This window comes from Brevibacillus sp. HB1.4B, from assembly GCF_013284285.1.
Taxonomy (GTDB): domain Bacteria; phylum Bacillota; class Bacilli; order Brevibacillales; family Brevibacillaceae; genus Brevibacillus; species Brevibacillus porteri.
Map to the genome: position 1 here is coordinate 413,286 of NZ_JABSUT010000002.1, position 19,870 is coordinate 433,155.

At 47.1% G+C, this 19,870-nt stretch carries 23 protein-coding genes and 1 other annotated feature; of the genes, 8 read left to right on the plus strand and 15 right to left on the minus strand.

What is annotated here, in order from left to right:
• Position 1 precedes the first annotated feature (1 nt).
• On the minus strand, positions 2–199 hold the full coding sequence (locus HP398_RS06430; RefSeq protein WP_017249530.1) for a hypothetical protein: 198 nt from the start codon (positions 197–199) through the stop codon (positions 2–4).
• A gap of 146 nt (positions 200–345) precedes the next feature.
• On the opposite strand from HP398_RS06430, the gene HP398_RS06435 reads away from it, so the two are divergent.
• From HP398_RS06435 to HP398_RS06460, 6 genes are read left to right on the plus strand one after another with little or no spacing between them, the layout of a single operon-like run.
• Positions 346–597 (plus strand): spore germination protein, encoded by a 252-nt coding sequence (locus HP398_RS06435; RefSeq protein WP_016740748.1) that lies wholly within the window; start codon positions 346–348, stop codon positions 595–597.
• Complete coding sequence (locus HP398_RS06440; protein ID WP_017249531.1) at positions 594–848, plus strand: spore germination protein GerPB; 255 nt, start codon at positions 594–596, stop codon at positions 846–848. Before HP398_RS06435 ends, HP398_RS06440 begins: the two co-directional genes overlap by 4 nt.
• A 52-nt stretch (positions 849–900) precedes the next feature.
• Entirely contained in the window at positions 901–1,497 is a 597-nt protein-coding gene (gerPC, locus tag HP398_RS06445) for a spore germination protein GerPC (RefSeq protein ID WP_254475905.1), read from the plus strand.
• A complete protein-coding gene (locus tag HP398_RS06450; protein WP_017249533.1) occupies positions 1,494–1,685 on the plus strand; it encodes a hypothetical protein in 192 nt (63 codons plus the stop codon). Before gerPC ends, HP398_RS06450 begins: the two co-directional genes overlap by 4 nt.
• Before the next feature lie 14 nt (positions 1,686–1,699).
• On the plus strand, positions 1,700–2,092 hold the full coding sequence (locus HP398_RS06455) for a spore germination protein GerPE (protein ID WP_017249534.1): 393 nt from the start codon (positions 1,700–1,702) through the stop codon (positions 2,090–2,092).
• Between the two features lie 3 nt (positions 2,093–2,095).
• A complete protein-coding gene (locus HP398_RS06460; protein WP_017249535.1) occupies positions 2,096–2,311 on the plus strand; it encodes a spore germination protein in 216 nt (71 codons plus the stop codon).
• An 87-nt stretch (positions 2,312–2,398) separates the two neighbouring features.
• Here the strand turns inward: HP398_RS06460 and ppsA are convergent, their stop codons facing one another.
• The 3 genes from ppsA to HP398_RS06475 form a co-directional block, all read right to left on the minus strand.
• Positions 2,399–5,014 (minus strand): phosphoenolpyruvate synthase, encoded by a 2,616-nt coding sequence (gene ppsA / locus HP398_RS06465; RefSeq protein ID WP_173622181.1) that lies wholly within the window; start codon positions 5,012–5,014, stop codon positions 2,399–2,401.
• A 226-nt stretch (positions 5,015–5,240) separates the two neighbouring features.
• The gene (locus HP398_RS06470) at positions 5,241–5,837 is read right to left on the minus strand and encodes an Hsp20/alpha crystallin family protein (protein WP_017249537.1); all 597 of its coding nucleotides are present in this window, start codon (positions 5,835–5,837) and stop codon (positions 5,241–5,243) included.
• Between the two features lie 84 nt (positions 5,838–5,921).
• A complete protein-coding gene (locus HP398_RS06475; RefSeq protein WP_173622182.1) occupies positions 5,922–7,268 on the minus strand; it encodes an LCP family protein in 1,347 nt (448 codons plus the stop codon).
• 237 nt (positions 7,269–7,505) lie between these two features.
• Here HP398_RS06475 and HP398_RS06480 point away from each other — a divergent pair, with 237 nt between their 5' ends.
• A complete protein-coding gene (locus HP398_RS06480) occupies positions 7,506–8,435 on the plus strand; it encodes an NAD(P)/FAD-dependent oxidoreductase (RefSeq protein WP_173622183.1) in 930 nt (309 codons plus the stop codon).
• 14 nt (positions 8,436–8,449) lie between these two features.
• On the plus strand, positions 8,450–8,923 hold the full coding sequence (locus tag HP398_RS06485) for an NUDIX domain-containing protein (protein WP_173622184.1): 474 nt from the start codon (positions 8,450–8,452) through the stop codon (positions 8,921–8,923).
• 74 nt (positions 8,924–8,997) lie between these two features.
• Here HP398_RS06485 and HP398_RS06490 read toward each other — a convergent pair whose 3' ends face one another.
• From HP398_RS06490 to HP398_RS06540, 11 genes are all read right to left on the minus strand, one after another.
• The gene (locus HP398_RS06490) at positions 8,998–10,371 is read right to left on the minus strand and encodes an MFS transporter (RefSeq protein ID WP_173622185.1); all 1,374 of its coding nucleotides are present in this window, start codon (positions 10,369–10,371) and stop codon (positions 8,998–9,000) included.
• A 15-nt stretch (positions 10,372–10,386) separates the two neighbouring features.
• On the minus strand, positions 10,387–11,538 hold the full coding sequence (locus HP398_RS06495; protein ID WP_173622319.1) for a mandelate racemase/muconate lactonizing enzyme family protein: 1,152 nt from the start codon (positions 11,536–11,538) through the stop codon (positions 10,387–10,389).
• On the minus strand, positions 11,525–12,298 hold the full coding sequence (locus HP398_RS06500) for a TraR/DksA C4-type zinc finger protein (protein ID WP_173622186.1): 774 nt from the start codon (positions 12,296–12,298) through the stop codon (positions 11,525–11,527). The genes HP398_RS06495 and HP398_RS06500 overlap by 14 nt, the downstream gene beginning before the upstream one ends.
• Positions 12,299–12,482: 184 nt before the next feature.
• Positions 12,483–15,260: an isoleucine--tRNA ligase gene (gene ileS / locus HP398_RS06505; RefSeq protein WP_017249544.1), complete on the minus strand. Its 2,778-nt coding sequence runs from the start codon at positions 15,258–15,260 to the stop codon at positions 12,483–12,485.
• Positions 15,261–15,306: 46 nt separating this feature from the next.
• Positions 15,307–15,575: a binding site (T-box leader), on the minus strand.
• Positions 15,576–15,665: 90 nt separating this feature from the next.
• Positions 15,666–16,157, minus strand: a complete 492-nt coding sequence (locus tag HP398_RS06510) for a DivIVA domain-containing protein (RefSeq protein WP_017249545.1) — start codon at positions 16,155–16,157, stop codon at positions 15,666–15,668.
• Between the two features lie 100 nt (positions 16,158–16,257).
• On the minus strand, positions 16,258–17,031 hold the full coding sequence (locus tag HP398_RS06515; RefSeq protein WP_173622187.1) for a YlmH family RNA-binding protein: 774 nt from the start codon (positions 17,029–17,031) through the stop codon (positions 16,258–16,260).
• Between the two features lie 12 nt (positions 17,032–17,043).
• Positions 17,044–17,307 carry a YggT family protein gene (locus tag HP398_RS06520; RefSeq protein ID WP_017249547.1) on the minus strand — a complete coding sequence of 88 codons (264 nt, stop codon included), beginning with the start codon at positions 17,305–17,307 and terminating at the stop codon, positions 17,044–17,046.
• A gap of 31 nt (positions 17,308–17,338) precedes the next feature.
• Positions 17,339–17,764 (minus strand): cell division protein SepF, encoded by a 426-nt coding sequence (locus HP398_RS06525; RefSeq protein WP_017249548.1) that lies wholly within the window; start codon positions 17,762–17,764, stop codon positions 17,339–17,341.
• Positions 17,765–17,806: 42 nt separating this feature from the next.
• Entirely contained in the window at positions 17,807–18,505 is a 699-nt protein-coding gene (locus tag HP398_RS06530) for a YggS family pyridoxal phosphate-dependent enzyme (RefSeq protein ID WP_017249549.1), read from the minus strand.
• 20 nt (positions 18,506–18,525) lie between these two features.
• Complete coding sequence (gene pgeF, locus HP398_RS06535) at positions 18,526–19,356, minus strand: peptidoglycan editing factor PgeF (protein ID WP_173622188.1); 831 nt, start codon at positions 19,354–19,356, stop codon at positions 18,526–18,528.
• Between the two features lie 81 nt (positions 19,357–19,437).
• Complete coding sequence (locus HP398_RS06540; protein ID WP_017249551.1) at positions 19,438–19,716, minus strand: YlmC/YmxH family sporulation protein; 279 nt, start codon at positions 19,714–19,716, stop codon at positions 19,438–19,440.
• Positions 19,717–19,870 lie beyond the last annotated feature (154 nt).

Below are 19,870 nucleotides of genomic sequence, written 5' to 3' on the forward strand. Positions count from 1 at the left end.
ACTACCCTCTTCGCAAACCAAGGTCTAACGGCTGGAGAGGAACCTGGGGTGATAAAATTACGGCGTGTGGAGGCGTATCAAAAATGGAGTAGCAGGAAAGGACATCGGTGTCCCCAATCAGCACAATCGACGACTTAGTTACTCCACCAAAACTGAAATCACCGACGTCTATTTTTTTATTCGTCACCTTCATATTCATGGAACTTTTTCTCCTTTTCCTAAACTCGCGCCTATCCAAATAACGTATGCTGCTCGCACTGGTTCGGTCGCAAAAACAGGTATGAACACCCACTGGCCTACGACATACAATACAGAGAGGATCTCTCCCAAAAGGATGTGCCGAACATGCCAGCATTCGTTGGAGTCATTAATGTAAACAACGTGGGCGGCGTTTTCAATGTCGGAGACGTCCGTAAAATCGCACCTACCACTTACGCCAAAACCTTCGCGGGTGGAGGATCATTCAATTCTGGTACCAATCTGTCCTTTAAAATTCCACGTAGCGTCGTCTACGTCAATGAACAATCCGATAATGATATCCCGCTTTTTGTAGAAGAAACGAACGATTTCAGGGCAAAGGGACGCGATTTCGCATGAATTTTTTTGTGACGCAACATATCGTAATCAATTCGCTCAAAATCGAAGGCATTAGCAACTCTTCGGTGTGCCAAATAGGAAGCGCCGGGATTATTAAGCCCGTATCCAAGCTGTACAACACAGGCGGATTCACAGAGCCAGCTCCACAGGTGGGGCCGCTGCCCACAACCGGTTCGGAAGAATTCGTGCCCCTCATTCCATTGGTTCAGCCTTCGCTCATACGCCCTGGTATTCTTTCACGGCTTGGCTAACTCGTTGTATGCTAGATGAAGAAGGATGGTCGTCATGTACATGGATCCCGAAATGATGAAGTATTTGCAACAGTTACATGACTATATACAATTGCAAAGCAATAAGATCGAGAAATTGAAGCAAATGATTGAACAGCTGCAGCAAGATGTAAATGATCTCAAGGAAAAACAGATTCCTTCCGTCATCAAAAACGAGTACAAATTCGATCTGCTTAAGGTTGAGCGACTGGAAGGGACTCTCAATATCGGCTTAAACCCGAAAGGAAATGATGCAGGAATCGGTGATTTTTCCATCAATCAATCGATGGATGTCCCTAATCCGCACCAAAGCAATGCCCCACTTTTTGACCGTGTCCAGAAAGAAATTTATCAATATTTGGAGACAGATGCCTACCTCGTTCTTGAAAGAATCGAAACAGAGTGCAACTATCCACTGGATAACAATTATCGAGCCTTTATCTTGGATGACATTAAAAAGCAGATCGATCAACGGATTAAGTATTACCTGAGCGAGCTCCCTACCGATGAACTAGAACCAGAACAGCTCGATGTTTTCGTGCAAAATACCGTCCAAAAAGTGAAACGGGATATCGACAAGACCTGCGAAACATTCCTGAAAAATTTGCCTCGTGAGGTGAACGAACCATGATGAGGTATCAAGTGATAAACGAAGCCATTTGTGTAAAGAGGGTCTCCGTCAGTGCCCTCACTTCTGCCGCTTCCTTGTTTATTGGGGACACACAGACAGTAGACCTCAGAGCGATTTATGAAACGCCACCCGAAAAAATGATTGTCGGAGCCACGATCCCGATTGATACTGCTATACCTGCTTCATAAGGAGGTTTGTCACCATGTACCGAAGGACCAGTCATGTCCGTAAGCTGGATGTTCTCTCGGTCGATACCTCATCTGTTCTGCAAATAGGTGATTCCCGGCAGATTGATGCTGTCGCGAACATATTAGCCGTCCAACGTGAACAGGCCATCTTCTATGAAAATGAATTTATGTTCGAGAATTACTCGGCCTTTTCCGTTCCGTTAACTCCCCCTAGTCTCTCTGATCCCATTTGCATTGATACGTTCCACGACTGTCCGTACATTTTCATTCGAAAAGTGGAAGTCCCTTTCTTAGCAGGATCGTCCGTCGTCCATGTTGGTTCGAACGAATCCATTACACTCGAAACGCGAGTCGTAAATATTCGTCACATTTTCCAAGACGAGCAAAAAACTAGAGGGAGGGGGTAGGCTGTGCCTTCTGTCATTGGAGCTGTCAATATCAATAGTAATTCGGGTACCGTTAACTTCGGAGATACGCTCAACATATCACCCAAAACAGCCGCCAAGACATTCTCCGGTTCAGGGGGCGGCAACACAGGTAACGTCGTCAATACACTCAATGGTGTCAACGCAACGAATACACTGGACCCCAATGTCGTCGATCAACCGATGTTTGGGAACATCTAATCCCCGCAGTGTTAATGTCTTCTCATTGACACTGTTTTTATTTTGGCTGAAAAACGAAACAAAAAAAGGAGGCACGAGGCCCCCTTACTACAATATTTCAATATACCCTTCTGTTCCATGCACGCGAATACGTTGCCCGTCTTTTATCAGCGTGGTAGCATTTTCCACGCCGACAACTGCTGGTAAGCCATATTCACGCGCGATAACTGCCCCATGGGTCATCAGTCCACCCACTTCGGTGACAAGACCTTTTATGGATACAAACAACGGTGTCCAGCCAGGATCAGTAAAGGAGGTGACTAATATATCTCCATCTTCTAGATCAGCATCTTCCATGTTTAAGATGACACGCGCTCTCCCCTCTATAACCCCGGAAGAAACAGGAAGACCTACAATCGCATTGGCGGGCAGATTTTCTCGTTTGTACTCACCTGCAATGATTTCACCATCAGACGTGATGACACGTGGAGGAGTCAGTTTTTCAAAAAACTTGTAATCGTCTTTTCGTTTGCTGATGATCTCATCATTCAATTTGTTTGTGCGTACGACCTCGTGAAGCTCTTCAAAAGTGAGATAGTAGATATCTTCTTTTTCATGAATAACGCGAGCTTGTATAAGTTGTTCGGCTTCTTTTAGTAAAGCCTGCTTATAAACGAAGTAGCGATTAATCATGCCGTATTTTGGATATTCCCTAAACCCACTGAAATTCCGGATGAGGTCGATCATTTGTTTGGTTTCTTTTGCTTTTTGTTCACCATCCGGTAATTGCTTCAATCGCGCTAATAGCTCTTGCTCTTTTTCCAAAGCTTCCTGTCGCCCTTGTTCGAATTTCCGCTTGCCAGCATTTGGCTCAAAGTTTTTGATGTTACCTAGAATCATGGGGACAAGCGTCATTGGTTTTTCACTCCAACGCGTTTTCGTTATATCGATTTCTCCGGCACATCTCATTCCGTATTTCGTGAGATAAGCATTGATGGCGTCTTGCGTTTCCTGTCCACCTTCAAACGGAACCAGTTCATCCAAAAAGTTATCCTTTTTTACATGTTGTAAAAAGTCAATGACTTCTGGATAAGGACGAACCACATCTGCAACACCCATTAGCGCTAATCCCATTTCCGAAGTAATATTATTTGGCACAGACTGCGAAAGTGTGTCTGCTACGTTTTTTTCCCCCAACCACTCGTTCATTTTTTCATTGATCCATTTTGAAGCATTCATAGCAGCCGTAATCACACCGATGGTTTGTGGATCAAATAACATCTTCTTTAATTGCTGGATGTCTTCTCGAATAAATTCAAACAAATCTGGTCCTGATTTCTTTTGAATGCTATGCTTTAACTCTTCGATTGATGTTTGACTACGCTTTATCAAATCAGAAACAACGCTCGGATCGTTTTCGAATTGTTCTTGAAAACCCAAAGACGACATACCTTTATTGCTTTTACCCGGACTCTGCTCTTTTTTACTTACTGGTAACGATTGTATAAAATCTCCTCGCTCGATTACGGTCATAAGCGCATCTTTTATAAGCGGATCGGATTGTCCCAGGGTATCTACTATGATTTGTCTGCTGTCAGGTGAAGCTAGCATATTTGTCACATCAACAAACAACCTTCCACCCGCTTTGCGCATAGGTGCAGGAGTCGTTAACAGGAAAAAAGACAGTCCCAATGGTTTCATGGGGTCGGTCATCATTTGTTGATGACCAACAGATACATAGACATGATTTTCTTGATCATTCGCTTCAGGAATGGGATATAAAGTCGTGATTGGACGACTCTGGACGATAGAAAAAGTATGATCAACCAAACACCATTCGATATCTTGTGGGCAACCAAAATAAGCTTCGATCTGTCTTCCGATACGCGCCAGTTGTAAAATTTGTTGTTCCGTAAGTGTTTGGGTCTTTTGCTGATCAGGATCAATCTCCTGTGTCTTCGTTCCGCCTTCTTTTCGTCCATAGATAGCCAATTTTTTGGTCGCTATCCTCTTATCGACGATTTCCCCTTCCTGCACTTTATAACAATCAGCAGATACCAAACCAGAGACCAGTGCTTCTCCAAGCCCATAGCTGGCATCGATGGATAGCAACTTCCGGTTGGATGTAATTGGATCAGCGGTAAATAAAATCCCGGAAGCCTGTGGGAAAACCATTCTTTGAACGATAACGGATAAATAAACGTGACTGTGGTCAAATCCATTTTGCATACGGTAAATTACCGCGCGATCCGTAAATAGGGAAGCCCAACATTTGCTGATATGCTGCAAGATTGCTTCTTTGCCGATGATATTTAAATAGGTGTCCTGTTGACCTGCAAATGAGGCATGTGGTAAATCTTCAGCAGTCGCACTAGAACGCACTGCATAAGCATGTTCCTCTCCGAATTGGGAGAGATAGTGAGTAACGGCTTTCACAACATCGGAAGGAATTTCTACTTCCATAATGATTTGGCGAATCTTCCTGCTGATTTCACCAATTTGATCTCGATCTTGTACTTTTAACATGGTTAGTCGAGCCAACAAAGTATGATACGTTTCGTTTTGTTCGATGGCCTTTTGATACCCTACTGTTGTAATACAAAATCCTTCTGGTACTTGTATTCCTTGAATTTTTGATAATTCCCCTAAATGTAACCCTTTTCCGCCAACGAGCAAAAGCTGTGTTTTTTCCATTTCCTGAAAACCGAGAACCAAAGAACTCATTCAATATCTCTCCTAACCATTAAATTGAGAAAAAGCATTTGACAAGAGTTCACCAGCATGGTACGATTAAAGTGTAAGATGCAATGATTATGTCTACATAGATACAAACAGTCGTGAACTGATTATATCATCGCGTCTGTTTATGTGCAATAAAAAAGAACCCGGAAGAAATGTCCAGGTTCTTTTTTGATTTTCCACGAATGAAACTGTCCTGCACATCCACTTTTTACAAGCTCGCTTTAAATGTTGTTTTTCGTTCGTTCGCAGCTCCATCACGCATCAAATAGATTTCTAACACCCCATCCTGATACTGGGCCCTCATCCCTTTTGAACTAACGAAAACCGGTAGAGCCAGCTTGCGATAAAAGGGGCCGTAGCTTCTTTCCCCTTGTGTACGAAGCCCCTGATGCTCACTTTCTTTGATGATCCCCTTGACCTCCAGCAACCGTTGGTCGGAGAGGGTAATCTCCAGACTATCGCGATCGAAGCCCGGGAGTTCACAGGAAATAATGACCATTTGCTCTGATTGGAAGATATCCGAGACGGGGGAAAAATGCGAATCGTCTACCTGCCCGAAACGCATCGATTTTTCCTTTGTCTTTTTTTTCCCCTTTTTCACGGGTGGTACATTTGGCGCGGCGGCGGTGGCCGTCTTTTGTGCTGCTTGCTTATTGAGCGTCGCGATATTCTCCCAAAAGTTCGTGTCCAGCATCTGTCCCATCTGGCTCAATGCTTTCCATGGATGATCTGGGTCAAAGCCGAGCTTGGACAAACTTTCGGATGCTTTTTGCAACTGCTTCATGGTCTCTTGCAGGTTTTTCATAACTTCCGCACTCCCTTCCCAGCACAGGCAAGACTGTCTATGTACGTTAGAATATGTGCTTTTGCCTGGGGGGTGTGCTCAAGATCAACCAGTTTGCCCGATGTCAGCACTATCTGTCGCCGGTGCAGGCGGGGCCAAAATATCGGGTGGTGGCATATTACTATCCGTCGGCTCAGGATTGCGTTCGCCGCCATTTCCATCTGGTGTTACAGGCTCCTGTGTTGGTTCTGGAGCCGTATTTGGTGGTGTAACTGGTTTTTGTGTTTTGGGCTGCTCTTTTGTACCTGTCGTGGGCTTGGGGTTCGGAGCTGGTGTTCTCTTCTCCGCTTTCATTTCGACCTTGGCTACTTCTGCTACAGCTGCATCACTGAGCTGTTCGCCAGATCCAGCTGCTCCCACTTCTGTTTGCAGGGCAGTTCGAACAGCTTGCATGTTCTCCCTCGGCCATAAGGAATACGGAGAGCTCCAGATCGCCCCATTATCCAAAGTAACCATGTTGCTTGACGAAAAACTGGCAAAATCGAGTGCCAATCCTTTTATTTGGTCTTTCGACAGATCGGTTTTGATATGCTGACCAACGGTATCCAGTACGGCTGTCAAACTCGATAATCCATCCATGGACATGCTCTTTTCTGCTACAGCACGAATCACCTGCTGCTGTCTGCGATTGCGATCGAAGTCGCTCGAGTTGTAAGCGTCTCCACGTCTGTCGATGCGATGACGGACGAAGCCAAGTGCCTGTTCTCCGTTCAATACTTGTTTCCCTTTTTTCAAACTTCGGTATACACCTTGCTTCGGCAATTCGTATACGAGATCGCGATCTACGTCAACCGTAATCCCGCCCAGCTTGTCAATGACCGCTGTAAAGCCCTCAAAGTCAAGCTGCACGTAATGCTCAACCGAGATCCCCAGCATGTGATTCAATGTCTTTTTGAGCATCGTCATGCCATTTTCTGTAACAGGCTTCCCTTTGATTTCCGCATCTTTCCTGATATTTTCCCCTAATGCAAATACTTCATTAACCTTGTGATAGCCTGGATATCCTGGGATTTGAACGCGGGTATCACGTGGCAACGATACCATGCTCAGCTTTTGCGTAACCGGATTGGCGACTGCGACGACCAGAACATCCGTGTTTAACATACCGATGTTTTTGCGCGTGTCCACCCCGACGATGGCGAAGGCGATTGATTTCTTTTGTTCGTACGGCTTTTCCACCACGGGTTGATCCGGTAGCTTGTACGGGTCTACCGTTACAACGTCCAGTGTCTTGTCTAACTGGTTGAGGGCGAAGCCTGCTCCTACAGCCAACAAACAGAGGAATAAGCAACCCACCAAGAGCAGATACATCCGCTTGCTTCGCTGACCACGCTTGATCCGTTTACGCGGCTGTTTTGCAGGAGCTTGAGGCTTGTCATTCTTGGCTTGCACGTTCGGTTCACTCCTTTTTAAAATCACGGGGTCCATAGTGCTTTGGGCTTTTCATTTTTCAATATATTCTGGAAAACTTTCGTCCCATTTTACCACAATTTGCTGTCAAAATGTAGAATTCTGCCGATTCAACTCGATCGGTTTTCCCTGAGAGTTCTTGCACTTGCGAATCGAAACAGGTAGTCTAAAACTGAGGAAAATCGGATAGATGAATAAGGGAATCGGAGGGACTTGAGAGTGGAACACATACAGGTGCTGATCGCAGGTGGCGGCATCGCAGGGTTGTCCGCAGCAATATGGTGCCACCGATTAGGTCTTTCTTGTCTTCTTATCGAAAAAACGGATAGACTCGGCGGCCAATTGCATCACATTTACAACGAGATTACCGACTTTCCGCCCCTTGTATATGACCAGGGAGCTGCCCTTGTAAAGGTACTGATCGCACATCCTTTCATCCAGCAGCCAAACATAAGATTGAACGAAGCCATTCTTTCCATTGATCGGGAAACGAAACAGGTAATTACTTCGAAATCCGTTTATCGTGTCGACTATCTACTCATCGCCACAGGAGTTGGCTGGAACGAAATACCAGTTCTAGCTGATTGTCCGAGAGTCCTGTCGCCTTGGTTTTCTACAACTGCCCAAGCGCACACCATCGCCGGGCAAGATATCGCCGTTATTGGCGGAGGAGATCGTGCATTAGAGAGTGCAGCAAATTTGAGCTTCCATGCCCGACAGGTCTATCTGTTGGTTCGGAGCAATAAGTGGCGTGCTCGGCCGGAGTGGCAAAAGAAAATCACAGGCCTCCCCAACATTCAAGTCCTGTGGGAAACACAAGTTAGCGACTATCAGGACGAAGAGGCACGGACTGTTTTGTCACTCACCTCTAGTCGAGAAGGTAATCCGGAGACGATCGTAGTCGATTGGATTTTGCCACGAATTGGCGTTCATGGAAACACAGCTGGTCTCAAAGGCTTGGACACGTTTGGCGATGAGTATTTGCAAACCGATTCGTATCACCGAGTCAATTCTCCATGGATATACGCTATCGGAGACGTGAGCAACGGAGCCGCTTATGCGAGTTTGTCTCTAGCAGTTGGTCAAGCGATGAAGGCGGTCAAACATCTTTCCTTGCAAATCCAAAACACCAAATCAATGAGCCTGTAGAAGGAGAGCATTGCATGTACGCTTTTAACGACGATTTCGGCTTACCTGTCAAGCTAACCTTTTCCCCAGAAGAATATCGTAACCACCAAGCCGGTCACGTGCTGATCTTTGCTTTTTATCAAGGTAAGCTGTTATTTACGCGCCATCGTAAACGCGGTGTGGAGCTACCAGGGGGAAAAGTAGAAGTGGGTGAAAGCAGCCTGGCAGCGGCAGTTCGTGAGGTCTATGAAGAAACTGGCGCCATTCTGGAAGGGATTGAGCGCATCGGACAGTACACCATCGACGACTCGATGCGAAAAGACATTTATATCGCCAAGGTAGCGCATTATACAAACCAGCCAAGCGGCCGAGACGTGCTTGCCACCATTGTGTTTGCGGATATTCCGCGAGATGTAAAAGGCAATCAGGAGTTTAGTCGCATTCTGCAAGATGATGTGTATCCACTCACACTCGATCGAGCCCTACGTCATCCCTTCGCGGAGTCCTAGCCATCATAAACAGGCTCGTCCCTGTCGCTCCTCGGCATTGTATCCGGTGAGAATGACCGACAGAGACAGCCTGTTTATTGTTTTTCCTTTTCCTTCTTTCCCGACAACACACGCTTGACGAGCTCATTTGGATCAAAGCCATACTTTTCGATAGCTCTCTCTCGTTGTACCTCGTGTACCGTTTCAGGTTCTATTCCCAATACCTCTGATATTTGCCGCCACCCTTTCGTCTCGCTGTCTTTTGTCCCTTGTCCTTGCTGCTCGACCTGCTTGGGCTTCAAGAAAAAGATCGCAAGCACAGCGAAAACGAGCGATAAACCTGCGATTGATAGAAACATGACCGTACGAGAAATCCCGAGCAACCAAGTAAAAATAGGTGGGCCGATCGCAACACCGATAAAACGGACTCCGCTATACAAAGAAGTAATCATGCCCCGCTCTGTTTTTTGCACGGCCCCAACGATCATGGAGTTCAAGCAAGGTAAAATCATCCCCGTCCCCATGCTGCCGATGACCAAAATACCAATTAGGACATAAGCCCCTTTGACAAAGCTAGCCAGAATGTAAGACGTAGCCAGCAAAAACATGCCGATAATCACAAACAGACGCATCAGCTTCAGCTTCTTTTTGATGATGATTCCTGTTACATACGCCGCTATACTCATCACGAGCAAGGGAATCGCCAAAAAGAAGCCTTTGATGACACCATCGATCTTGTATTTTTCTTCCAATAAATCAGACAGGTAAAACAGTACCCCAAACAACGTGAACAAGCAGATGCTACCAATAAAAAATGCAGGGACAAGCCATTTTCCATGCTGTTTAAACACTTGCGCGATCGAATGCATGTACTGCTTGATGGGGAGCGGCTCCCTATCCTGTTTCTTTTCCTTGGTCAGAAATAAAAACATCAGGAGAACGACACCGCAAATAATCGGAAAAGCTAAAAAGACCATGTACCAAGAAATGAGAGCAAGCAAGGAGCCAAAAATCGGACTTAATACTTTTCCCATCCCGTTTGATGTCTCCAAAAGCCCCAATGCCCTACTCTCCGAAGCGCCATCGAACAGATCCCCTACCAATGCCATCGCGATGGGAGCTGTCCCGGCTGCCCCGATCCCCTGCAAGACACGCCCTCCCATGATAGCCATATAGGGTTGATCCAGCCACAGAGCAGCAAGCCCTGCGACCAAACCACCCAGACCGTACAGGGCAAGGGAGAAGATAATGACAATTTTTCTCCCAAATCGATCTGACAAATAGCCGGCAAAAGGGATAACCATACCTGCTGCAATCGAAAAAGCAGTGATTAACAAGCTCGTCTGTAAGGCCGTGAGCTTCATTTCCGTCTTCATTGTAGGTAGTACAGGAATCAGCATCGAGTTGCCCAGCACCATCACTAATGGAACCCCGACAAGCCCAATCAGGTTTTTCGCATTTTGTGCCATACGAAACTCCTTGTCTTACGCATAAGCGCTACCGTCCCAGCGCAACGCGTTAATAATCTCCCAATCAGGCTCGACGCCAATTCCAACGCCAGCTGGTAATGTCACTTCGCCATTTATGGGTCGTAGCGGAAACAATTGTGTAAACGGGTTCTCCATGACATCCCATTCGACAGGCTCAATCGGATGGCTATCCATCTTGGTCCATGCCAGCAAGCAAGCTTGTGCAAATAACGTATACACTCGTGCCAGCGAACCGTCAAAGGAATGTGGAGACACGCGATAGCCAAACTGACGGGCCATTTGTAGATGCGTTCGATAATCGTCAATGCCCTCTGTATGCATCAGGTCAGGCTGAGCAATATCGATGGCGCCACCCTCATACAAGGGCAAAAACTGTGCGCAACGAATCAAGTTTTCTCCACCAGCAAGTGGAATGGATATGGACGAACGAAGCTTAACATACTCGTTTGTACGATCCATGGGCATCGGCTCCTCCAGCCAAAGCCAATTGCCATAACGGGAAAAAAGCCCTTCCCACTTCCTTGCAGTCGCACAATCGTAGCTCTGATTGGCATCTACCGCTACTTGAACTTGTTCAGGAAGCAAATTCATCAGTTTTTCGATGTGCGTCTGATCCTCTTGAACAGAGCGCCCGCCAATCTTTACTTTCACCATCTTGAAGCCATCGTCGACTTGCTGGGCGACTTGCTTCCATGACTGTTGCATCCAGTCTTCTGTTTCACGGTAGGATTGGAGGGAGGCATATACCGGGATGCCTGAATGTATCTGGCCTCCCCATAGTTGACACACAGATAGCCCCGCCGCTTTCGCCAAAATTTCCGTAAGTGCCATACTGACACCTGAAGCCGAACGCTGATGCCACTTTCCTACGACATCGACAATGGCTACTCTGTTATCCACCTGCTTACCCAGCAAGTACGGAATGATGCGCTCACAAAAGCCCTTATGAAGCGTCGGCAGCCAATCGATAATTTCTCCCCAGCCATCTATACCAGCCCGTGTGATAATCCGAATGAGATAACTGCTTCGATAACGCTTATACCCATTCGCATCACCGTAAGCTTGCGATAGACGATGAAGTAGTGGATACGTTTCCACGCGCTCAATTTGTAGGTCCAAGACCGCTACCTGCTCATGAGTAGTCATCCATGCCCTCTCGTTCTGCTTGCTCTCCCTCGTAATCATCATAGGAGAGGAAGTTTCCTTTCCCTTCTCCTTTTCTCATGTACTCCTCATACGTCCCGCTTCTCATAAAATGCACACTGTCCGGTCCGTGATAGCCTTCAATATCGGTATAACCGATTTCCTCTACGGCTTCTACAAAGCCATCCGGCTCATTGCTCTCGATATACATTTCATCATAATCCGTTTTGTCGGGTTCCTGGTACGAGAAAGGCGTGCTGGATGTCCCCCAAGACTCGACAATTTGCCAAGCATCCTCACCGTCAAATCCGTTCTGTCCTTCTTTTTCATCCAAAGATGTACGTCCGAACGGCGGCTGCAAAAACTGTTCCTCAATCGGACGTGAATCGTTGACTGAGGGCGCTGGTGCATGCTCCTTGCACGTTTGTGCCTGAGGCAGTGCGTCGAGTCGCTCCACAGGTATTTGCTCTCCACAGACCGTACACAGTCCGTAGGTGCCTTCCTCCATACGCAGTAGCGCCTGATCAATCTCTTTCAATGTCTCACGATCGAGACTATCTAGGGCCAAATCTTTTTCCCGTTCAAACATCTCACTGCCGATATCTGCCGGATGATTATCGTACATGGCAAACTCCTGCAAAGAGGTTGTCATCGGTTCTCTCATGCCATAATGGTCCTGTACGCGGTCTTCCAGTTCCTTTTTCTGTTCCAGCAGCTTTTCCCGGAAGCTGGTCACCATCTTTTGGTCCACGCTGTACACCACCTTTGTTTGGTTTCCTCAACAGGTAGTATGTCTTGGTCGCGAAGGAAATATGACCAATAAAACGGCCATGACCGTTTTGTTGGTCCGCATGAGTTCATATCCACCTTTATGAAAATATCGAGATGTTTTTCACAGCAAAAAACCTGCCATCCCCAAAGGGAATGACAGGTTGATCAACCGATTTTTATTCTGCTACATGTGCGTAGTGTTGTTCTACGATATCCGCGCAACGTACGCAGAGTGACGCGTGCGACTCGCGAGTACCAACATCAGGTTTCACTACGCGGCAACGCTCGCATTTTCCACCGTCTGCGGCTGAGACCACAGCAGCAATGCCTTCGAGTTGTACTGCTTCTGCTGGAGCAGACCCGCTGTGTACATCCACGTGAGCCACGATGAACAGGTCAGCCAGATCGTCCATTGCTGCCAATGTTTTCGCAACTTCTTCCGTTTGTGGGTACAGAGCTACCTTCGCATCAACGGAATTACCGAACACCTTGTTGCGGCGCGCTTCTTCCATGGCTTTGAGTACCTCGTCTCGGATCGCCAGGAACGCATCCCACTTGCTCTCTGCTTCTGCTGCAAAGCTGAGATGTTGTTCGTCGCCTTCTGGCATATCCGTCAACTGCACACTCTTCTCTTCCACGCCTGGAATGAACGCCCACACCTCATCAGCTGTATGCGGCAACAGTGGAGCAACCAGCTTCACCAGACTGAGCAAGCAATCGTACATCACTGTCTGTGCAGCGCGTCGTTTCAAACTATCTGGCGCTTCTACATACAAGCGATCCTTGCAAATGTCCAGATAGAACGCGGACAAGTCAATGACGCAGAAGTTGTGCACCGCATGGAAAACGGTGTGGAACTGATATTCATCATACGCTTTGCGCGTACGCTTCGCGACTTTTGCTGCTTTCGCCAGAACATAACGATCCAGCTCGCCCAGCTCTTCATATGCTACGCGGTCTGTTGCAGGATTGAATCCATCCAGGTTGCCCAACAGGAAGCGGAACGTATTGCGGATTTTGCGATATACCTCAGCGATCTGATTCAGAATCGCATCGGAAATGCGCACATCTGCCTGATAGTCAACAGAAGCTACCCACAGACGCAAGATATCTGCGCCCATCTTGTCAATAACTTGTTGAGGCACGATGACGTTACCGAGGGATTTGGACATTTTGCGTCCTTCTCCATCCAATGCAAAGCCGTGGCTTAGGACGGATTTGTAAGGAGCTGTGCCATATACGGCAACACCCGTCGAGAGAGAAGAGTTGAACCAGCCACGATACTGGTCAGAGCCTTCCAGATACATGTCAGCTGGCCAAGCAATGCCTCTTTCGCGCAAAACAGCCTGGTGGCTGGAACCGGAGTCGAACCAAACGTCCATAATATCCGTTTCTTTGCGGAATTCCTTGCAATCGCATTTGGTGCAAGAAAGCCCTTCTGGAACCAGCTCATTTGCTTCACGGGAGAACCATACTTTCGATCCTTCTTTGCGGAACAGATCAGCAACATGGGTGATCGTCGTGTCGTTAATGATCGGTTCGTTACACGATTTGCAATAGAAGATTGGAATCGGTACACCCCATACACGCTGACGGGAAATGCACCAATCGCCACGATCGGCGATCATGTTTGCCAAACGAGTTTCTCCCCAATGAGGAATCCATTTTACATTTTTAATCGCTTCGAGCATTTGCTCACGGAATCCGTCGATAGACGCGAACCATTGCTCTGTCGCCCGATAGATAACCGGTTTTTTCGTACGCCAGTCATGTGGGTAGGAGTGCGTGAAGAAATTGAGCTTCAAGAGTGCTCCGGTTTCTTTCAGCTTTTCTGTAATCACTTTGTTGGCATCTTCGTAGAACAGACCTTCAAAGCCTGGAGCCTCATTGGTCATTTTACCTTCGTGATCCACTGGGCAAAGGACGCCCAAATTGTATTTTTGACCAATGTTAAAGTCATCTTCCCCGTGTCCTGGAGCAGTATGAACGCAACCAGTACCTGCATCCAAGGTTACATGCTCACCCAGGATGAGTGGAGACTTGCGATCGTAGAATGGATGCTGAGTTTCTACGCCTTCCAGTTCTTGACCTTTAAAGGTCGCGAGAATCTCTACGCCTTCCCAGCCAATTTCTTTGCTCGCGGCTTCAATCAGACCGTTGGCTACCAGGAATTTGCGGCCATCTACCTTCACTACGTTGTACTCAAGTTCAGGATGCAGGCTGATTGCAAGGTTTGCTGGCAATGTCCACGGAGTCGTTGTCCAGATAACAACGCCTGTTTCTGTGTCCAGCTTGCCTTTTCCATCTGCTACCTGGAAGCTGACGTAAATAGAAGGAGAGCGCTTATCTTTGTATTCGATTTCTGCGTCAGCCAGAGCCGTCTCAGAAGACGGAGACCAGTACACGCAGCGCAGTCCTTTGTAAATATAACCCTTTTTCGCCATTTCACCGAATACGCGAATTTGGTTGGCTTCATACTCAGGCAGGAGTGTCACATAAGGGTTTTCCCAATCTCCGCGAACACCCAGACGCTTGAATTGGTCGCGTTGCTTGTCGATGTAGGACCACGCATACTCTTCACAGCGCTGACGGAAATCGTTCACTTCGATGCTACGACGATCCAACCCTTGTGCATTGATGATCGCTTGTTCAATCGGCAAACCATGTGTATCCCAACCTGGGATGTACGGCGCATAAAATCCTGCCATGGATTTGTAGCGAACGATGAAGTCCTTGAGGATTTTGTTCAGTGCGTGACCGATATGGATATCTCCATTCGCATACGGAGGGCCATCATGCAAGACAAAAGACGGGCGGTCTTTTGTACGATCTAGCACTTGTTGATAAATATTTTGCTCTTCCCATACCGCTTGCATCTGTGGCTCGCGGCTTGGCAAATTTCCGCGCATAGGGAAATCTGTTTTTGGTAGCGCTAAGGTTTTGCTGTAATCCATGGCCTGATTCACTCCTTAAATAAATAAAAGCTTTCACTCATCCCCAAAAAGGGACGAGAGAAAGCTCCCGTGGTACCACCCTGATTGAACAAACCCGTACGACAAAAAAGCCTGCATCGGATTCGTTCCACTTCACTCATTCGTAACGGGAATGACGCGCTCACTTACTCACCTGTTTAACCTTCAAGGTTATCTGGGCTTTCGGATATTGAACTCCCGGGTGATTTTCTGTGAAAGCAACTGGCCGGGTTTTCACCTTTTCCCGACTCTCTAGGCAGTGCTGGCTCACGTACTCTTCCCGTTCATCGTCTATGATTTGTATAAGCCTGTTCAACTACTATAAGTGCTTTATTTCGAAAAAGTTGTCTTTCATTATAATACCATCATTGCTCGAACGTCAATGATTTATTCAACTGTTACAGGCGAATCAACTTGTGGCTGTTCAATGTTATCCCAATCGCCATTCTCCAGCATTTCCAACTGTGCTTCCAAAAGCGTCCGAAAGCGCATACGGTAAACCGAAGCACGTTTTTTTAATTCTTCGATTTCGATTGCGATTTTGCGTGACTTCGCCAATGCTTCATTGACGATTCGGTCTGCATTTTTCTCGGATTCCTTTAAGATGAGCTGCGCTTCCTTGCGGGCATTCGACTTCACGTCTTCCGCTGTCTCCTGCGCGACCAGAATCGACTTGCTCAAATTTTCTTCCAAGCTCTTATAGTAATCTACGCGCTCATTCAGAATGGCTACGCGCTCTTCCTGTTCTTTTTTCTCTTTTATCAAGAGCTCAAAATCTTTGATCACCTGATCGAGAAACTCGTTCACTTCGTCAATGTTATACCCACGAAAGCCTGTGCTGAATTCCTTATTGTGTATATCCAACGGCGTTAATGGCACATGAACCCCCCACTTTTCCCGATAATTCGTCTTCAATCATTTCGACAGGATTAGCTGTGTTTCCTGCCGTATTTTACAATTTTTTGCGCTTTGGTCCATCTTATGTAACCAGTCCGACAATCATGCGAAGTCTTCCGCTGCGTGTTGGACCTGCTACCTCAAGAACTTTGAACCGACCATAACCTGCAAGAGATACCATATCACCCATCTCGAGTTGATAAGATGGGTCTTCGATTACTTTCCAGTTGATTTTTACTTTTCCTGCTCGAATTGGCACCAGTGCTTTTGCGCGAGACATATTGTGTACTTCTCCGATGATCGCGTCAATTCGCGGTGATGGCACGGTGATCGTTTTCTCTACAAACTTGGGTGCTGGTGGTGTAAACGCCTCCCATGCTACCCGCTCAAATTGAACAGATGTCCGATGAATTTGCGTCACCTGCCCACAGACAAAATCAGCGACTTCCTCTGCTACAATCGCGTAGCTGCCAGCTGAATCTGTCAGCATATCTCCGAATTTCTCCCGCTTCATCCCGACGCCCAGCATCGCCCCCATCACATCTCGATGCTCCAGCACATGAAAGCGCTGATCACCTTTGATTGCCAATAAGGTAAGCCGATAATCCTCATGCTCGACTGGGAGGTACTCCGGATGGATGATGATACGTACACGCTCGGCACCCTCGTAGCCTCCATAAGGAGAAACCTTTACATCGCTTACTTGTGAAGATAGACTCTGAAAAATTATCAACTGCCTAGGGTCTACAAAATCAGTAAGGCGCATGGCCTGCTTCCGCTCTACTTGCGTCAGCATTTCCAGCGCCCGTTCAACAAAGGGACGTTCTTCTTTTGAAAAATGGTCAAATATGCTCATCGTTTCACTCGCCTACAGAATTTGTCGCAAAATGGCGTATAGGCCAGATTGGGCAAAGTGCAGTGCCATCAATGCGACAATCGGGGAGATATCGATGAACCCGAGCGGTGGAATAAACCGGCGAAATGGTGCCAAATAAGGCTCAACCAGTCTTTCCAGTAACTGACCGATGCCTGTACCTCTCATTTGAGGAACCCAAGACATCAAAATGTAAGCAATAATCATGTATTGATATACCGTAAAGGCAAAATCTAAAATATCCACGACAACTTTCATTAGCTCACCCTTTTATATTCGTCTTAATTGGCTACTCTTCCAACACACTGGAAATCGTACCCTGAATATCTACATGGTCAGGCGTGCACACGAAGATCGTGTCTCCGACCTTTTGGATATCGCCGTTTAATGCGTAGACCGTCCCGCTCAAAAAGTCGATAATTCTCTTGGCTTGGTCTTTTTCCACGCGATGGAGGTTGACCACAACGGGTCTACGATGACGCAGGTTGTCTGCGATATCCTGTGCGTCACTGTAATGACGGGGTTCACAGAGAATCAAACGGATTCCCTCCTTTTCCCGTGCTTGAAACGGTACCACGTTATTAGCTCGACCCGTCGGCTGGCGCTTGTGCGAGGATTCTTGCTCTTCTCTTTCCTCTTCCACCGTTGTTGTCTCTTCGATGTATTCCTCGTTTTCTAACCCCAGAAACCCCATCAATTTATTCATAACACCCATACTCTTCCTCCTCTCTTACTCCGTGGTTTGGTCTGTTTTCCTTTACTCCGGCTTGACCAATACCGACCCCAACCGAATATATGTAGCTCCTTCTTCAATGGCCACTTCAAAATCACTAGACATGCCCATAGACAGCTCTTCCACCTGTGCGTGCGGGAATGCCATTTCGTTAATCCGTTGCTTCCACTCATAGAGGCCACGGAACACCTGTCTGGCTTCCTCTTGGGTTTCGACAACAGGCGCCATCGTCATTAATCCGACGATACTTATATGTTTCATATTACTGGTTTCGCGCAAAAAAGCCAATACGTCATTGGGACTAAGCCCAAATTTTGTCTCTTCGCCGGATATATTGATCTGCAAAAAGCATTTTACGACATGATCCAACGCTTCACCGCGTCGATTCAGCTCTTGTGCCAAAGAAAGCCGGTCCAGAGAATGGATGTACGGGAATCGTCCTACGACTTCTTTTGCCTTGTTTGTCTGGAGGTGTCCGATAAAATGCCAGATCCCTTTATCGCCGTGTAGCTGGTGCTTGGGCAAGGCATCCTGCACACGATTTTCCCCGATATTCTCTACGCCTACAGCGAGCAAGTCCCCAATGGCATCTGCGTCGACATACTTGGTCACAGCAATAATTTTTACTTCCTCACGTTTGCGGTTCGCCCGATCGCAAGCAGCCTGAATTCTTGCTTCAATGGATTGCAGTCGTTCTTTTAACAGTTCTTGTTCCTTGGTCATAACGAACCCTTCCCTTTCTTCTACAGGTTTTCCTTCCAGCCGATATAGGAAGCCATGCGTCCGGTAGTCCCTTGTATCCCAGCTTCCTTGCGATGAGAGAAAAACAAGTCTGTTCTGCAGCTTGTACACCAATCCGTGGATAAAATATTCCCTGAAGAAATTCCTGCTTCGAGCAATATCTCTGTGTTCAGCTGACGAAGGTCCAGCATATACCGCTCTCCTGTCGAGGAGATTACTGCTTTTTCCCAATCGGCTGCACAAGTGCGTACTTGCGTCATGATTCGCTCATCGACTTCATAGCAACAGCCGCCAATGGATGGGCCAATTGCGACGCGGATACCCTCTGGCTTTGCTTGATAGTGCTTCGTCATTGCCTTCACCATTTCCTCGGCAATACGGCCCACTGTCCCCTTCCAGCCTGCGTGCGCAAGTCCGATTGCTCCCGATTGGGGATCTAGAAAATAGAGAGGAACGCAATCTGCATAAAACGAGGTCAGCATGACTCCTTTTTCAAGGGTAAACAATCCATCCGTTGCAGATATGACGTCCTCCAGACTTTCTTTTCCCGCACCGCCTGCTGTGACCTGGCATACCCGATTCCCGTGCACTTGGTCGGCGCATGTCCACGCTGTAAAAGACATCCCGACTTGTTCTGCTAGCTTGCGTCTATTGGCTACTACGTTCGCAGATTCATCACCCACATGCAACCCCATATTAAAAGACCCGTACGGTTGTTCACTTTCCCCGCCTGAGCGAATAGTAAACCCCGCCACTAAGCCAGGAAATTGTTGCTCCCACTCTGTTACCGATAAGATTGACTTATCCTCTACCCTGACAAATGGTTCTCTCATGTTGTCACCTTCCTCATATGGCTAATCATACCATAGCCGAAAAGAAAAGAAAGGCTATCCGTGCCTTTCTCCCTTTACGCATTAGTATTCTTCTCCACCTGAAGTTTTCACTTCAACTTTAAGTGCTTCTTCCATCCGAACAAGCACCACATCTTTCCCGATCTTCACAATATTGCGCCAGGGTATGACATAATCGTTCCCGGCAGAAAAGAAGCCGAGAAACTTGCCTGGTCCCGGTACGACGATAGCCTCTACACGACCGTGACGCAGATCGATCTCCAAATCTGAAATTTGCCCAAGCCGTTTCCCATCGAGAATATTTACCACTTCTTTGGTCTGGAAGTCAGAGATTTTTACCATTCTTCCTCACCTTCTTTTCTCCGTTACTTTCAGTATATGAGTCCACCGAGGAATATGTCCGCTTCTTTGCCAAAAAGTAAGGCGATTGAAAACTAACTTTTCCGCTCGTACAAAAAACCCGAACGGTACAAGACCGCCGGGTCGCCTATTTGGT

Coding starts and splice junctions, on each gene's coding strand:
- HP398_RS06430 (WP_017249530.1), bottom strand. CDS start 199: ATGAATATGAAGGTGACGAATAAAAAAATAGACGTCGGTGATTTCAGT.
- HP398_RS06435 (WP_016740748.1), top strand. CDS start 346: ATGCCAGCATTCGTTGGAGTCATTAATGTAAACAACGTGGGCGGCGTT.
- HP398_RS06440 (WP_017249531.1), top strand. CDS start 594: ATGAATTTTTTTGTGACGCAACATATCGTAATCAATTCGCTCAAAATC.
- gerPC (WP_254475905.1), top strand. CDS start 901: ATGATGAAGTATTTGCAACAGTTACATGACTATATACAATTGCAAAGC.
- HP398_RS06450 (WP_017249533.1), top strand. CDS start 1,494: ATGATGAGGTATCAAGTGATAAACGAAGCCATTTGTGTAAAGAGGGTC.
- HP398_RS06455 (WP_017249534.1), top strand. CDS start 1,700: ATGTACCGAAGGACCAGTCATGTCCGTAAGCTGGATGTTCTCTCGGTC.
- ppsA (WP_173622181.1), bottom strand. CDS start 5,014: ATGAGTTCTTTGGTTCTCGGTTTTCAGGAAATGGAAAAAACACAGCTT.
- HP398_RS06470 (WP_017249537.1), bottom strand. CDS start 5,837: ATGAAAAACCTGCAAGAGACCATGAAGCAGTTGCAAAAAGCATCCGAA.
- HP398_RS06485 (WP_173622184.1), top strand. CDS start 8,450: ATGTACGCTTTTAACGACGATTTCGGCTTACCTGTCAAGCTAACCTTT.
- HP398_RS06490 (WP_173622185.1), bottom strand. CDS start 10,371: ATGGCACAAAATGCGAAAAACCTGATTGGGCTTGTCGGGGTTCCATTA.
- HP398_RS06495 (WP_173622319.1), bottom strand. CDS start 11,538: ATGACTACTCATGAGCAGGTAGCGGTCTTGGACCTACAAATTGAGCGC.
- ileS (WP_017249544.1), bottom strand. CDS start 15,260: ATGGATTACAGCAAAACCTTAGCGCTACCAAAAACAGATTTCCCTATG.
- HP398_RS06515 (WP_173622187.1), bottom strand. CDS start 17,031: ATGAGCATATTTGACCATTTTTCAAAAGAAGAACGTCCCTTTGTTGAA.
- HP398_RS06520 (WP_017249547.1), bottom strand. CDS start 17,307: ATGAAAGTTGTCGTGGATATTTTAGATTTTGCCTTTACGGTATATCAA.
- HP398_RS06525 (WP_017249548.1), bottom strand. CDS start 17,764: ATGGGTGTTATGAATAAATTGATGGGGTTTCTGGGGTTAGAAAACGAG.
- HP398_RS06530 (WP_017249549.1), bottom strand. CDS start 18,505: ATGACCAAGGAACAAGAACTGTTAAAAGAACGACTGCAATCCATTGAA.
- pgeF (WP_173622188.1), bottom strand. CDS start 19,356: ATGAGAGAACCATTTGTCAGGGTAGAGGATAAGTCAATCTTATCGGTA.
- HP398_RS06540 (WP_017249551.1), bottom strand. CDS start 19,716: ATGGTAAAAATCTCTGACTTCCAGACCAAAGAAGTGGTAAATATTCTC.